An 11,555-nucleotide genomic window follows, 5' to 3' on the forward strand; every position below is an offset into this window, starting at 1 on the left:
TTTCACGTTCGGAGGCACAGCAGGCCGGCACGGACGGGCCCCGATTTCGGACGCTGCTGCTCGCCGTTTCCAAGGAATCCGGCTGAGCCCGGCCGCGTCTCCTGAACTTTGGATGGCGGTGCATGCGCCGTAGGTGACGCCCCGTGGTCGCCGGCCGCCCACAGATTTTCGCGGATGCGGCACCCGGGTGACAGCGGCCGAACGACCGGATCCGCGTTGAGAACGTTCACGATTTTGCGCGTCGGCCAAACCCCGAAGGGCGCCGGCGCCACAGCCCGTTAAAATCCCGCGCCATCCGCGTTGCGCACAGCATTAACCTTTTGTTAAGCCGCCGATTGCCGCCGGCCCCCCGGCGTGAGAGCTTTCGTTAACGAGAGCTTAACGGTTGGGTCACGGCGATGCGGTTCGCGGCTTCCAAGGTGCAGGGTTCGGTCGCCAGCTCTGCGCCGCGTCGGGTTTCCCGCCGCCGTCGCGTTCTGGCCGGGTTCGCCTGGGCTGCCCTGTGCCTCGCCGGGCTCGGCGCCAATGCCGGTCAGGCGCAGACCTTCGCGAGCCTGCCGTCTCCCCAGCTCGGGGCCGAGCCCCAGGGCGCCGCCCGCCCGATCGCGGCCTGGGTGACGTTCTGCCAGGCCTACGCGGCCGAATGCACGGTCGACCGGAGCGAGCCGGCCCGCATCAGCCTGACCCCGGCGATCTGGGCGACGATCGTCTCGGTCAACCGCCGGGTGAACAAGTCGGTCGAGCCGAAGACCGACATGGAGCATCTCCACGTCGCCGACCGCTGGGACCTCGCCGAGGACGGCATCGGCGATTGCGAGGATTTCCAGCTGCTCAAGCGCCACCTGCTGGCCGAGGCCGGCCTGCCCCGCCGGGCGATGCGGATGACCGTGGTGATCGACGAGAAAGGCGAGGGCCACGCGGTCCTCACCCTGATCACCGACCGGGGCGATATGGTCCTCGACAACAAGACCAACGCGATCGTGCCGTGGCACAAGACCGGCTACGTGTTCATCAAGCGCGAGAGCCAGGACGCCACGGCCTGGGTTTCCCTCGGCGGCGTCACCTCGCCGGTCACCACCGCCAACCGCTGATCGCTTCGGCCGCGCCGCTCGGGCGCCGGGGATTCTCGTGTCGGGGGCCCGCGGGCTCGTGATCTGCACCGGTATTGCGGTGCTCACTTAACCCTTCGCTAACCCTCTGGACGCACTCTGCCGCTGGACCGAGTGCCCGATCCATGTCGCCAGCCACCTTCGTATCGTCTGCCCTGCTCGCGGCGCTGCTGCTCGTCACCGGGCCTGCGCGCGCCGGCAGCGAAACCGAGATGCGCCACGGCAGCTGGCGCGAATGCCTGAGCCGCAACTTCCGGATCCAAGCGGCGCTCACGGATCCCGATCCCGCCGCGGATGCCGCGTTCCGCGCCTGCCGCGCTGCCGAGGAGGCCTATCTCGCGGCCCTGGCGCGCTCCCCGCTCCTGGACGATGACGACGTCGCCCGCGCCCGGCCCAGGCTCGCCGGCCGCATCCGGGCATGGCTGGTCAGCAGCCGGGGGTGAGCCGCCGAGGCGCGCTCACGCTCCGAGCGACGCAACGGGCGCGCAGCCGGCCGCAACCCGATCGCGCGCGACACCGCTAGATCCCGCAGGCGCAGCAGGCCCGCACATTGGCGATCCTCTGCGCCGGCGTGCCGAGCGTCGGGCGGGTCATGCCGTAATTGCTCCAGTGCGTGATCCACTGCTTGACGTAGTGCGGCCCGTTCGGCGCGCGGGCGAGCTGGTGCGCGGCCCAGCAATCCGCCAGCTTATCCGAGTTCGTCCTGATGGCGAGAAGACCGTATTCATGGACGACATAGAAGTGGCTCGCGTCCTTGACCTGGGAGTCGACCAGCTCCGCCCGGGCCGGGCACAGGAACATGCCGTCTCGCGTCGCGGTGGCGATATTCCCCGAGGTCAACGTGCAGTTTTGGGTGACCGCGACATTCAATAGGCCCCCGACGGGGCTCCATTGTGCTCTTGCCGGCGCGCAAGACAAGATGCCGGCGCAGGCGGATACTGCAAGAAATCGCGCCTTGAACATGAGATTTTTCCGAAACGATTGACGGTCTCGGAAACTATAGCAATTTGTGGGCGTGAGGAACTTTCCGCGGACAGGGGAATCACGGGGCGGTTACATTCGCTGGCGAAATGTTTTGGCCGTCGCGGCGGCACGGCTCAGGCCCTCGATGGGCGGGGAAACCGGGACGCGGCAGCAAGGAACGGGACGTTTTCCGGCCGGCTGGACGGCACGGTTTCGGGGCCCCGGAGAGATCCATGACCCGATATCGCTGCATCCCGATCGACGCCGCCGTCGCCGACCGTTTCCGCCGCAGCGGACGCGACGATTTCGACAACCTGCTGCGGCGGGTGACGGCGACCGGTGCGGGCGGATTTCCGTGCCGGCGCTGCCTGCTCTGCGCCGAACCGGGCGCGCCGATGCTGCTGGGCTCCTACGATCTCGGGCGCCCACGCGGCATCTACTGGACCCCGAGCCCGATCTTCCTGCACGCGCAGCCCTGCCCGGGCTTCGAGGCGGCGGACGTCGTCGCCCCGATCATCCGCGCCAACGCCCTGGTGTCGGTCCGGGCCTACGACGCGGAGGATCTCTGCCTGTACGACCTCGGCCATGTCTGTCCCGGCGCGGAGGTCGACGCGCCGCTGCTGCGCGCCCTGGACGATCCCCGCACGGCCTTCGTCAACGTCCACACCGCGCGGCCCGGCTGCCTTCTGTCCCGGGTGGAGCGCGTCGCGGCTAGGTCTTCAGCCGCGCCTTGATCCGCCGGGTGAGCCCGTCGCGCACGTCCCGGTAGGCCTCCAGGCGCTGCTCGCGGGAGGCGTCCTGCAGCAGCGTCGGGTCCGGCGTCGGCCAGTACTCGACATCGGCCGCGATCGTGTGGGTCAGGTCGAGGGCCCGGTGGTGTGCCTCCGGCGAGAGCGTGATGATCAGGTCGAAGTTCAGCCCCTCCCAATCCTCGAGCTGCTCGACGGTGCGGGGGCGGTGCCGGCTCGCGTCGATGCCGACCTCGTCGAGGGCCGCGATCATGAACGGGTCGGTGGGCTCGCCCGAGCGGACGCCGGCCGACTGGACGTAGGTCGACTTGCCGAAATAGGCCCGCGCGATCGCCTCGGCCGCGGCCGAGCGCACGGCGTTGTAGTTGCACATGAACAGGACCGACTGCACCCGCCGCTTCTTCGGGGTGGTCTCGGGAAAGGGCTCAGCCATCGCCGCTCGGGGCCGGAGGGCGCCCTAGCCTTTCCAGTGCAGGGCGAAGATCAGGGTGAAGAGGCGGCGCGCCGTGTCGTGGTCGAGATCGACCTTGCCGTCGAGGCGCTGCTTGAGCGTCTCGGACGCCTCGTTGTGCAGGCCGCGCCGGCCCATGTCGATCGCCTCGATCTGCGACGGCGAGGCGGTGCGGATCGCGTTGTAGTAGCTCTCGCAGATCATCTCGTAGTCGCGGATCACCCGTCGGAACGGCGTCAGCGACAGGAGGTGCGTCATCACCGGCTCGCCGTCCACCGTGCTGATCGCGAAGGACAGCTTGTTCTCGACGAGGCCCAGCGTCAGCGCGTAGGGCCCCTCCCGGCCCGGGATGGTGAAGGAATTGTCCTCCAGGATGTCGAACAGGGCGATCGCCCGCTCGTGCTCCTGATCCGGGTTGCCGCGGGCGATGGACGCCTCGTCCAGGCTTACCTTGGCGAGGCGGTTCGGCCCGCGCTGCTTCTCGGCCATCCCCACACCCTCACAGGTTCAACCGGATCGCGACGGAGCGGGCGTGACCCTCCAGACCCTCCGACCGGCCGAGCGTTATCGCCGCCGGGCCGAGCGCCCGCAAGCTCTCCGGGGTGCAGGCCAGAATCGTCGTCCGCTTCATGAAGTCCAGGACGCCGAGGCCCGAGGAGAACCGGGCCGAGCGGGCGGTGGGCAGCACGTGGTTCGGGCCGCCGACATAGTCGCCGATCGCCTCCGGGGTGTGCGATCCCAGGAAGATCGCCCCGGCGTTGCGGATCTTGCCCGCGAGCGCCTCGGCATCCTGGGTCTCGATCTCCAGGTGCTCGGGGGCGAGCCGGTCGACCAGCGGCACCGCCTCGTCGAAATCCTGCACCCGGATGATTGCGCCGTAATCGCGCCAGCTCGCCCGGGCGATCTCGGCCCGGGGCAGGGTGGTGAGCGCACGCTCGACGGCGGCTTCCGCCGCCTCGGCCAGCGCGGCGCTGTCGGTGATCAGCACCGATTGGGCGGCGGTGTCGTGCTCGGCCTGAGCCAGGAGATCGGCGGCGATCCAGTCCGGATTGGCGTGGCCGTCGGCCAGGATCAGCACCTCGGACGGGCCGGCGATCATGTCGATCCCGACCTGGCCGAACACCCGGCGCTTGGCCGCGGCCACCCAGGCATTGCCCGGGCCGACCACCTTCGCCACCGGCGCGATGCTGGCGGTGCCGTAGGCCAGGGCCGCGACCGCCTGGGCGCCGCCGACCCGGTAGACCTCGTGGACCCCGGAGAGCTGGGCGGCGGCGAGCACCAGGGGGTTGAGGGTGTTGTCGGGCGTCGGCACCACCATGACGATCCGCGGCACCCCCGCGACCCGGGCCGGCACGGCGTTCATCAGCACCGAGGACGGATAGCTCGCCGTCCCGCCCGGCACGTAGAGGCCGACCGATTCCAGCGCCGTCCAGCGCCAGCCGGAGGTCACGCCGAGCGCGTCCGTCGACCGGTAATCCTGCGGCTTCTGCTGCGCGTGGAACGCCTCGATCCGCTCCGCGGCCAGGCGTAGGGCGTCCAGCGCCTCGGCCGGGCAGGCGGCCACGGCCGCGTCGATCTCGGCCTCTGTGATCCGCAGCGCGTCGGCGGAAAACTCCGCACCCAGCCGGTCGAAGCGCCGGGTGAACTCGACCAGGGCGGCGTCGCCGCGGGTCACGACCTCGTGGATGATGCCGCGGACCGCCTCGTCGACATCCTCGGCGATCTCGCGCTTGGCGGTGAGCAGCCGCGCGAAGTCGGCGGCGAAATTCGGAGCTTGGCTGTCGAGCCGGACCATCGGATGTCTTTCGTCTGTCTCAGGCCGCCGGGCCGGGGGCGGGGATGGCGTCGATCTCGGGATCGATCGCGTGGCCGGGGCGGGCGACCGCCTCCCAGACCGGGCCGAGATCCTTCATCCGGACCTCGATGCACTCGACCTCCAGGCGGACCGCGGCGCCGCCGGAGAACACCATGTCGATATGGCCGGATGGCGCGTCGGTCGCCTCGAAGGTCAGGGCGAGCAGGCTCATCGGCATCGCGTCGCCCGGTGCCAGGCCGCGGGTCTTCACGCGCAGGACGCGCTCAAAATGCACCCCAGCCAGGCGCCGGCGGGGCGGGACGTCCGGGGTCCAGTCGAAGCGCCGCACGACCATCAGGAAGCGCTGCTCGCCCGCCAGGTAGGTCAGATCCTCCGGGCGCAGGATCGCGTCCTGGAGGTGCGCGGAGATCACGGTCAGGTCCTCGGTATCGAGGGCGGCGAGCTTGAGCAGCTCCATGAAAGGATCCTCGGGGATAGCGGGGCGCGGGCGGAGTGCGACGGCGGCGGCTTCGCGGCAGGCCGTAGGTAGCGGTCAGACCCGGCGCGGGCAACGGCCGGGGCCGGGATCGCCGTCTCGGCGGCGGTTCATCCGATTCACGCTCATGCGCTCGCCGCCGGCCCGAACACCGGTTCGGCGCAAGCGAGCGCGCCCAAAAGGAGGCCGACCGGGCTCCGTCGAGACGGGCGGCCGGACGAAGAGGCGACGATTCGAGGCAGGACGACGATGGTGAAACGGATCCCGCTCGCGGCCCTGGCCGCCCTGACCCTGGCACAGCTGATCTCCGTCCCGGTGCGCGCGCAGGTTGGCCCGGACGCGGATGTCTACATCTACGGCCGCCCCGGGCCGGACCGCTTCGAGTACGACCGCCGCCGTCGGCCGCCACCCCCGCCGCCGCCGCCGGACGACGATTGGCCCCGCCGGCCTCCGCCCCCGCCACCGCCGCCCTACGACGATTACGACCGCCCGCGTCGGCGCCCGCCCCCGCCCCCTCCGCCCCCGGACGACGATTGGGATCGGCCGCGCTACGACCGGCGCTGGCGCAGCGGCAGCATCTGCGTCACGGCCCGAGACGATTGCCCGACCCGTCCCGCCCCGTACAACGCGCCCTGCGGCTGCGAGATACCCGGTTTCGGGTACAAGCGCGGGCAGATCGGCGGCTGAGGCGTCTCAGGCGGCGTCGTGCGCGAGACAATACGGCGCCGCCAGCAGCGCGATCGGCAGGTGCCAGGCCTACGCCCGCACCCGCTCGATCTGTGCGCCGCAGCGCCCGAGCTTGGCCTCCAGGGCCTCGAAGCCGCGGTCGAGGTGATAGACCCGGTTGATCTGGGTCTCGCCCTCGGCGGCGAGGCCGGCGATCACCAGGGAGACCGAGGCGCGCAGGTCGGTCGCCATCACGGGCGCGCCCTTGAGGCGCTCGACGCCCTCGACGATCGCGAGGTCGCCCTCGAGCCGGATCTTCGCGCCGAGGCGGGCCAGCTCCTGCACGTGCATGAACCGGTTCTCGAAGATCGTCTCGCGGATATGCGACTGGCCCTTGGCGAGCGTCATCAGCGCCATGAACTGCGCCTGGAGGTCGGTGGGGAAGCCCGGGAACGGGTCGGTGGTCACGTCCACCGCCGCGATCCCGCCGCCGTTGCGGCGCACCCGGATCCCGCCCTCGACCTGGCTGATCTCGGCCCCCGTGGTGGACAGCACGTCGAGCGCCGAATGCAGCAATTCGGCCCGGGTGTCCTTGAGGATCACGTCGCCGCCGGTCATCGCCACCGCCATGGCGTAGGTGCCGGTCTCGATCCGGTCGGGCAGCACCTCGTGACGGGCGCCGTTCAGCCGGGCGACGCCCTCGATCTCGATCCGGGGCGTGCCGGCGCCGCGGATCTTGGCGCCCATCTTGTTCAGGCATTCGGCCAGATCGACCACCTCGGGCTCCCGGGCGGCGTTCTCGATCACCGTGGTGCCGTAGGCCAGCGAGGCCGCCATCAGGGCCACATGCGTGCCGCCGACCGTGACCTTGGGGAAATTCACCTCGGCCCCGCGCAGGCCGTTCTTGGTGCGGGCGACCACGTAGCCGGCGTCGATCTCGATCTCGGCCCCGAGCTTCTCCAGGGCCATGATCAGCAGGTCCACCGGCCGGGTCCCGATCGCGCAGCCGCCCGGCAGCGAGACCTTGGCCTCGCCGAAGCGCGCGAGCAGGGGCGCCACCACCCAGAAGCTCGCCCGCATGGTCGAGACCAGGTCGTAGGGCGCGGTGGTGTCGATGACGTTCGAGGCGGTGAGGCGGATCGTCTGGCCGGTCTCGGTGGTCTGCCCGGGACGCTTGCCGACGACCATGTGGTCGACGCCGTGATTGCCCAGGATCCGCGTCAGCGCCGAGATGTCGGCGAGGCGGGGGACGTTGATCAGCTCCAGCGTCTCGCCGGTGAGCAGGCTCGCGATCATCAGCGGCAGCGCCGCGTTCTTGGCGCCCGAGATCGGGATCACGCCGTTGAGAGGCGCGCCGCCGGTGATGTGAATGCGGTCCATCGTGTGTCCTCGGGCGGCGCACCTCCCTGGCGCGCGGCCGGCCGTTCTCCTGGTGGACGCCGCGGCGCCCAGGCTTGGCCGTCCCCTATAGACCGGTTTTGTCGGAATCTGGACCGCGAGAATCGGTTTCGCTGGGTTCGGACTCTCCCGCCCCGGGCGACGGCCCCGTTTCGGCGCGGCCGCGACCCTGGGCCTTGCGCCGCCGCAGATTCTCGCGAAGCGCCGCCTTCAGGCGCTCGGTGCGGGCATCCTTGGTCTCGCTCATCGCGCGACCCTTCGTCGCCGCAGGCTTGAGGTGCGCGATCCCGCACCGGGGCAGGCCATTCGGCAGCAAGACGAGGGGATGCTCAAGGATCTGGAGCCGTGTTCGGGTGGGTCGCGAGCGGCCGTGAGGCTAGCGGGTTCGTCCTGGCCTCTCAACGGGCGCAGGGCAGAGATGTCGGAACCTTACCTTGAACCAGTTCCAGATCCGCGCGTATCTTGCGCCTCTCACGCGAAGGACTGGACCGAGGCCGTACCTCGATCGCGGGACTTGGGTGCCGTGCCGGCACCGCCCGCACGGCCGAACACGCGAAGGACGCTCGATGACCGTCACCCGGATGCCCAGCACGATGCTCGCCCAAGCGGGCTCGACGCGCGCCGGCTCTGGCTACGAGCGGTATTTCCGGGGCGCCCTGGACCAGCTCCACGGCGAGCGGCGCTACCGTGTCTTCGCCGATATCGAGCGGATCTCCGGCCGGTTCCCGACCGCCAAGTGGCGTAAGCCCGACGGCAAGACCACCGAGATCACCGTGTGGTGCTCCAACGATTATCTCGGCATGGGCCAGCACAGAGAGGTCGTCTCCGCGATGACCGACACCGCCGCGCGCTGCGGCGTCGGCGCGGGCGGCACGCGCAACATCGCCGGCAACAACTCGCCGCTCGTCGATCTCGAGCGCGAGCTCGCCGACCTGCACGGCAAGGAGGCCGGCCTCGTCTTCACCTCGGGCTACGTCTCGAACCAGGCCGGCATCTCGACGATCGCCAAGCTGATCCCGAACTGCCTGATCCTGTCCGACGCCTTCAACCACAACTCGATGATCGAGGGCGTCCGCCATTCCGGCTGCGACAAGAAGATCTTTCGCCACAACGATCTGCAGCACCTCGAGGAGCTGCTCCGCGCGGCCGGCGACCGGCCGAAGCTGATCGTGTTCGAGTCGGTCTACTCGATGGACGGCGACATCGCGCCGATCGGCAAGATCTGCGACCTCGCCGACACCTACGGGGCGATGACCTACCTGGACGAGGTCCACGCGGTCGGCCTCTACGGGCCCCGCGGCGGCGGCATCTCCGAGCGCGACGGCGTGATGCACCGGGTCGACGTGATCGAGGGGACGCTCGCCAAGGGCTTCGGCTGCGTCGGCGGCTACATCACCGCCTCGGCTGCGATCTGCGACGCGGTGCGCAGCTTCGCCCCCGGCTTCATCTTCACCGCCGCGCTGCCGCCGGCCGTGGCCGCGGCCGCCCGGGCTTCGGTCCGCTACCTGAAGCGCTCGAATACCGAGCGCGAGGCGCACCAGGCCCAGGCCGCCGCCACCAAGGCGGCGCTGACCGAGGCCGGCCTGCCGGTGCTGGAGACCGAGACGCATATCGTGCCGGTGATGGTCGGGGACGCGGAGCTGTGCAAGGCGGCCGCCGACCACCTGCTGGAGCGCCACGCGATCTACATCCAGCCGATCAACTACCCGACGGTCCCGCGCGGCACCGAGCGCCTGCGCATCACCCCGTCGCCGTTCCACGACGCGGCCCATATCGCCCGCCTCGCCGCAGCGCTGGCCGAGACCTGGGAAACCCTGGACCTGCCGCGCGCCGGGACGGTGTTCGTCGAGGCGGCCGAGTAGGTTTTCTGCGGCCGGCCTCGCGCGCCGCTCCGCCCCCTCTGCGGGGGAGGGGAGCGGCAGTGCAGAATGAGGCTGCGCCGTCACGCCCACGCCGACTCTTCCGGGCGCCGGGTTCCCCTCTCCCGACCTCTGCTGTCGCAGGGGCCGCCCGCCCCCGCAGGGGGGAGGGGATGGCGCGCGTCGGCGTCGATCGGCCTGCTTCGGAAGCCCCGGCCACAATCCGCCGGGCTTGCCCGTCCCCGGCAGGCTCGTCTTTTCCGGCGCCGGCCTGTAACCACGGCGCCAACCTCCATTCCCCGAAAAGTCCCGGACCAATGATCTCCTCTCCGCTCATGACCGTGATGGTCGACGCCGTGCGCAAGGCCGCCCGCGGCCTGCGCCGCGATTTCGGCGAGGTCGAGAACCTTCAGGTCTCGCGGAAGGGCCCGGGCGACTTCGTCTCGGCCGCGGACCGGAAGGCCGAGGAGACCCTGCGCGACGCCCTGATGAAGGCCCGTCCCGGCTACAGCCTGGTGCTGGAGGAGAACGGCATCATCGAGGGCACCGACAAGAGCCACACCTGGCACGTCGACCCGCTCGACGGCACCTCGAACTTCCTGCACGGCGTGCCGCATTTCGCGATCTCGGTCGGGCTCGAGCGCGAGGGCCAGATCGTGGCCGGCGTGATCTTCGATCCGATCAAGGACGAGCTGTTCGTCGCCGAGCGCGGCAAGGGCGCCTATCTCAACAACCGCCGCCTGCGGGTCTCGGGCCGGCAGGACATGGCCGACGCGCTGGTCGGCTACGGCACGCCCTATCTCGGCCGCGGCAGCCATCCGCGCCTGCTGCGCGAGCTCGGCGCCGTGATGGCGGTGGCCGGCGGCACGAGGCGGATGGGCTCGGCGGCCCTCGACCTCGCCTACGTCGCCTGCGGCCGCCTCGACGGCTACTGGGAGCGCGACCTCCAGACCTACGATTTCGCCGCGGGCGTCATCCTGGTGCGCGAATCCGGCGGCTACGTCACCTCGGCGGACGGGGCGGCCGAGCCGCTCGCCGCCCGCTCGGTGGCCTGCGGCAACGAGGTGCTGCACCGGGAGCTGCTCGCCCTGCTCAAGAAGGTGCAGGCGGCCTGATCGCCGCAAGAGCCCGCGAAACTGGTCAGGGACCGGGGCATCTGCTTTAAGCGCGCCGTCCCCCACGGAAGGCCCGAACCCATGGAAGCCCGCCGCCACGTCGCGCTGAAGGATTCGATTCGCTCGATTCCCGACTACCCGAAGCCCGGCATCATCTTCCGCGATATCACCACGCTGCTCAGCGACCCGCGCGCCTTCCGGCGGGCGGTGGACGCGCTGGTCCATCCCTATGCCGGCGGGCGAATCGATCAGGTCGCCGGCATCGAGGCGCGGGGCTTCATCCTGGGCGGCGCCATCGCACACCAGCTGTCCTGCGGCTTCGTGCCGATCCGCAAGAAGGGCAAGCTGCCCCACAAGACCGTCTCGATGGCCTACGCCCTCGAATACGGCACCGACGAGATCGAGATCCACGTCGACGCCGTGAAGCCCGGCGACAAGGTGCTGCTGGTCGATGACCTGATCGCCACCGGCGGGACCGCCACGGCGGCCGTGAACCTGCTCCGGCAGATCGGCGCCGAGATCGTGGCGGCCTGCTTCGTGATCGACCTGCCCGATATCGGCGGGGCGCAGCGCCTGCGCGACATGGGCGTCGAAGTGCGCGCCCTGATGCAGTTCGAGGGTCATTGACGTCGACGAAACGTTGACTTCGCGGGACCCATCCGCCATAAGCCCGCCACTCGCGACGTGGCGCCCCGCATGGGCGCCCTTCGTGTTTGCAGACAACCAGGACGCGTGAAGGTCGGGTGCGGCATCAGCCGCCCGCGAGCGCGCCTCGACCTTTGAAGGCTCTGTGCCATGAAGAGAACCTACCAGCCGAGCAAGCTCGTCCGTAAGCGTCGTCACGGTTTCCGTGCGCGCATGGCCACCGCAGGTGGTCGCAAGGTGATCGCGCGCCGTCGCGCCCACGGTCGCAAGCGCCTGTCGGCCTGAGTCGGCGGATCCTCGCCGGCGCGG

General features: G+C 70.4%; 15 protein-coding genes. 8 read left to right on the forward strand and 7 right to left on the reverse strand.

What is annotated here, in order from left to right; translation table 11 throughout:
* The first annotated feature begins 398 nt into the window (after positions 1-398).
* Together LGR69_RS28880 and LGR69_RS28885 are read left to right on the forward strand one after the other, a co-directional pair.
* Positions 399-1,091 (forward strand): transglutaminase-like cysteine peptidase, encoded by a 693-nt coding sequence (locus tag LGR69_RS28880; RefSeq protein ID WP_230368196.1) that lies wholly within the window; start codon positions 399-401, stop codon positions 1,089-1,091.
* A 143-nt stretch (positions 1,092-1,234) separates the two neighbouring features.
* On the forward strand, positions 1,235-1,552 hold the full coding sequence (locus tag LGR69_RS28885) for a hypothetical protein (protein WP_230368198.1): 318 nt from the start codon (positions 1,235-1,237) through the stop codon (positions 1,550-1,552).
* A gap of 76 nt (positions 1,553-1,628) precedes the next feature.
* Here the strand turns inward: LGR69_RS28885 and LGR69_RS28890 are convergent, their stop codons facing one another.
* On the reverse strand, positions 1,629-2,072 hold the full coding sequence (locus tag LGR69_RS28890; RefSeq protein WP_230368200.1) for a hypothetical protein: 444 nt from the start codon (positions 2,070-2,072) through the stop codon (positions 1,629-1,631).
* 233 nt (positions 2,073-2,305) lie between these two features.
* Here LGR69_RS28890 and LGR69_RS28895 point away from each other — a divergent pair, with 233 nt between their 5' ends.
* Positions 2,306-2,806 (forward strand): DUF1203 domain-containing protein, encoded by a 501-nt coding sequence (locus tag LGR69_RS28895; RefSeq protein WP_230368202.1) that lies wholly within the window; start codon positions 2,306-2,308, stop codon positions 2,804-2,806.
* Here LGR69_RS28895 and LGR69_RS28900 read toward each other — a convergent pair.
* From LGR69_RS28900 to LGR69_RS28915, 4 genes are read right to left on the reverse strand one after another with little or no spacing between them, the layout of a single operon-like run.
* A complete protein-coding gene (locus tag LGR69_RS28900; RefSeq protein WP_007567963.1) occupies positions 2,784-3,254 on the reverse strand; it encodes an arsenate-mycothiol transferase ArsC in 471 nt (156 codons plus the stop codon). The genes LGR69_RS28895 and LGR69_RS28900 overlap by 23 nt on opposite strands.
* A 24-nt stretch (positions 3,255-3,278) precedes the next feature.
* Positions 3,279-3,761, reverse strand: a complete 483-nt coding sequence (locus tag LGR69_RS28905) for a UPF0262 family protein (RefSeq protein WP_007567961.1) — start codon at positions 3,759-3,761, stop codon at positions 3,279-3,281.
* 10 nt (positions 3,762-3,771) lie between these two features.
* Positions 3,772-5,067: a histidinol dehydrogenase gene (hisD, locus tag LGR69_RS28910; RefSeq protein ID WP_230368203.1), complete on the reverse strand. Its 1,296-nt coding sequence runs from the start codon at positions 5,065-5,067 to the stop codon at positions 3,772-3,774.
* A 19-nt stretch (positions 5,068-5,086) separates the two neighbouring features.
* Positions 5,087-5,545 (reverse strand): DUF2948 family protein, encoded by a 459-nt coding sequence (locus LGR69_RS28915; RefSeq protein WP_007567957.1) that lies wholly within the window; start codon positions 5,543-5,545, stop codon positions 5,087-5,089.
* A gap of 267 nt (positions 5,546-5,812) precedes the next feature.
* Between LGR69_RS28915 and LGR69_RS28920 the strand changes: the two genes are divergently transcribed.
* Entirely contained in the window at positions 5,813-6,250 is a 438-nt protein-coding gene (locus LGR69_RS28920) for a hypothetical protein (protein WP_230368204.1), read from the forward strand.
* Between the two features lie 69 nt (positions 6,251-6,319).
* Here the strand turns inward: LGR69_RS28920 and murA are convergent, their stop codons facing one another.
* Positions 6,320-7,609, reverse strand: a complete 1,290-nt coding sequence (murA, locus tag LGR69_RS28925; RefSeq protein WP_007558115.1) for a UDP-N-acetylglucosamine 1-carboxyvinyltransferase — start codon at positions 7,607-7,609, stop codon at positions 6,320-6,322.
* An 85-nt stretch (positions 7,610-7,694) separates the two neighbouring features.
* On the reverse strand, positions 7,695-7,874 hold the full coding sequence (locus LGR69_RS28930; RefSeq protein WP_230368205.1) for a hypothetical protein: 180 nt from the start codon (positions 7,872-7,874) through the stop codon (positions 7,695-7,697).
* Between the two features lie 346 nt (positions 7,875-8,220).
* Here LGR69_RS28930 and hemA point away from each other — a divergent pair, with 346 nt between their 5' ends.
* From hemA to rpmH, 4 genes are all read left to right on the forward strand, one after another.
* Positions 8,221-9,489, forward strand: a complete 1,269-nt coding sequence (gene hemA, locus LGR69_RS28935; protein WP_412768915.1) for a 5-aminolevulinate synthase — start codon at positions 8,221-8,223, stop codon at positions 9,487-9,489.
* 314 nt (positions 9,490-9,803) lie between these two features.
* Positions 9,804-10,601: an inositol monophosphatase family protein gene (locus tag LGR69_RS28940; protein ID WP_050733962.1), complete on the forward strand. Its 798-nt coding sequence runs from the start codon at positions 9,804-9,806 to the stop codon at positions 10,599-10,601.
* Positions 10,602-10,682: 81 nt separating this feature from the next.
* Positions 10,683-11,228: an adenine phosphoribosyltransferase gene (locus tag LGR69_RS28945; RefSeq protein WP_007558111.1), complete on the forward strand. Its 546-nt coding sequence runs from the start codon at positions 10,683-10,685 to the stop codon at positions 11,226-11,228.
* 168 nt (positions 11,229-11,396) lie between these two features.
* The gene (gene rpmH / locus LGR69_RS28950; protein WP_007558110.1) at positions 11,397-11,531 is read left to right on the forward strand and encodes a 50S ribosomal protein L34; all 135 of its coding nucleotides are present in this window, start codon (positions 11,397-11,399) and stop codon (positions 11,529-11,531) included.
* The last annotated feature ends 24 nt before the right edge of the window (positions 11,532-11,555 follow it).

Source organism: Methylobacterium brachiatum (assembly GCF_020523825.1).
Taxonomy (GTDB): Bacteria; Pseudomonadota; Alphaproteobacteria; order Rhizobiales; family Beijerinckiaceae; genus Methylobacterium; species Methylobacterium brachiatum.

What these genes read in the sequence shown, in the direction of transcription:
- LGR69_RS28880 (WP_230368196.1), top strand. Translation starts at nt 399, where the DNA reads ATGCGGTTCGCGGCTTCCAAGGTGCAGGGTTCGGTCGCCAGCTCTGCG.
- LGR69_RS28885 (WP_230368198.1), top strand. Translation starts at nt 1,235, where the DNA reads ATGTCGCCAGCCACCTTCGTATCGTCTGCCCTGCTCGCGGCGCTGCTG.
- LGR69_RS28890 (WP_230368200.1), bottom strand. Translation starts at nt 2,072, where the DNA reads ATGTTCAAGGCGCGATTTCTTGCAGTATCCGCCTGCGCCGGCATCTTG.
- LGR69_RS28895 (WP_230368202.1), top strand. Translation starts at nt 2,306, where the DNA reads ATGACCCGATATCGCTGCATCCCGATCGACGCCGCCGTCGCCGACCGT.
- LGR69_RS28900 (WP_007567963.1), bottom strand. Translation starts at nt 3,254, where the DNA reads ATGGCTGAGCCCTTTCCCGAGACCACCCCGAAGAAGCGGCGGGTGCAG.
- LGR69_RS28905 (WP_007567961.1), bottom strand. Translation starts at nt 3,761, where the DNA reads ATGGCCGAGAAGCAGCGCGGGCCGAACCGCCTCGCCAAGGTAAGCCTG.
- hisD (WP_230368203.1), bottom strand. Translation starts at nt 5,067, where the DNA reads ATGGTCCGGCTCGACAGCCAAGCTCCGAATTTCGCCGCCGACTTCGCG.
- LGR69_RS28915 (WP_007567957.1), bottom strand. Translation starts at nt 5,545, where the DNA reads ATGGAGCTGCTCAAGCTCGCCGCCCTCGATACCGAGGACCTGACCGTG.
- LGR69_RS28920 (WP_230368204.1), top strand. Translation starts at nt 5,813, where the DNA reads ATGGTGAAACGGATCCCGCTCGCGGCCCTGGCCGCCCTGACCCTGGCA.
- murA (WP_007558115.1), bottom strand. Translation starts at nt 7,609, where the DNA reads ATGGACCGCATTCACATCACCGGCGGCGCGCCTCTCAACGGCGTGATC.
- LGR69_RS28930 (WP_230368205.1), bottom strand. Translation starts at nt 7,874, where the DNA reads ATGAGCGAGACCAAGGATGCCCGCACCGAGCGCCTGAAGGCGGCGCTT.
- hemA (WP_412768915.1), top strand. Translation starts at nt 8,221, where the DNA reads ATGCTCGCCCAAGCGGGCTCGACGCGCGCCGGCTCTGGCTACGAGCGG.
- LGR69_RS28940 (WP_050733962.1), top strand. Translation starts at nt 9,804, where the DNA reads ATGATCTCCTCTCCGCTCATGACCGTGATGGTCGACGCCGTGCGCAAG.
- LGR69_RS28945 (WP_007558111.1), top strand. Translation starts at nt 10,683, where the DNA reads ATGGAAGCCCGCCGCCACGTCGCGCTGAAGGATTCGATTCGCTCGATT.
- rpmH (WP_007558110.1), top strand. Translation starts at nt 11,397, where the DNA reads ATGAAGAGAACCTACCAGCCGAGCAAGCTCGTCCGTAAGCGTCGTCAC.